The organism is Streptomyces sp. SID486 (assembly GCF_009865385.1).
Classification (GTDB): domain Bacteria; phylum Actinomycetota; class Actinomycetes; order Streptomycetales; family Streptomycetaceae; genus Streptomyces.
Window position 1 is genome coordinate 1 of sequence record NZ_WWJT01000689.1, and the last position, 746, is coordinate 746.

Sequence of the window (746 nt, forward strand, 5' to 3'; positions counted from 1 at the left end):
CCTGCATCAGCCGGCCGCGGGCGGCGACCAGCCGGGCGGCGTCCGCCAGGTCCCAGACGCCTGCGGCGTGCGCGGCGGTCAGTTCGCCGACGGAGTGCCCGGCCAGCCAGTCCGGGCGGACGCCGTACGCCTCCAGGAGCCGGAAGAGGGCGGTTCCCACGGCGAACAGGGCGCTCTGCGTGTAGAGGGTCCGGTCGAGCAGGGCGGCCTGCTCGGTGCCGGGCTCGGCCCACATCACGTCCCGCAGCGGGTGGTCGAGGTGGGCGTCGAGCGCCTGGCAGACGTCGTCCAGCGCCCGGCGGAAGGCGGGGTGGGCGGCGTACAGACCGCGGCCCATGCCGGGGCGCTGGGCGCCCTGTCCGGTGAAGAGGAAGGCTGTCCGGCCCTCGGCGGGCCGGCCCCGGACGACGGTGTCGGCGGCGGAGCCCTCGGCGAGTGCGGTCAGGCCGGCCAGCAGCCCGTCCCGGTCGCGGGCGACGACCGCACCCCGGTGGGTGAGGGCGGCGCGGCCCGTGGCCAGGGAGCGGGCCAGGTCGGGCAGGGGCCGGTCGGCGGCGTCGCGCAGCCGTGCGGCCTGGGCGGCCAGTGCCTCGGGGGTGGCGCCGGAGAGCACGAGGGGCAGCAGCGGGGCCGGTGTCCGCTCCGGGGCGGCGACGGCCTCCTCGGCCGGTGCCTCCTCGATGATCGCGTGGGCGTTGGTGCCGGAGATGCCGAACGAGGACACGGCGGCCCGGCGCGGACGGTCC

1 protein-coding gene is annotated in these 746 nt (G+C 78.7%); it reads right to left on the reverse strand.

Features of this window, described 5'->3' with window-relative positions; all coding sequences use genetic code 11:
- On the reverse strand, positions 1-746 hold a 746-nt coding region (locus GT045_RS31925; protein ID WP_161336311.1), incomplete at both ends, for an acyltransferase domain-containing protein.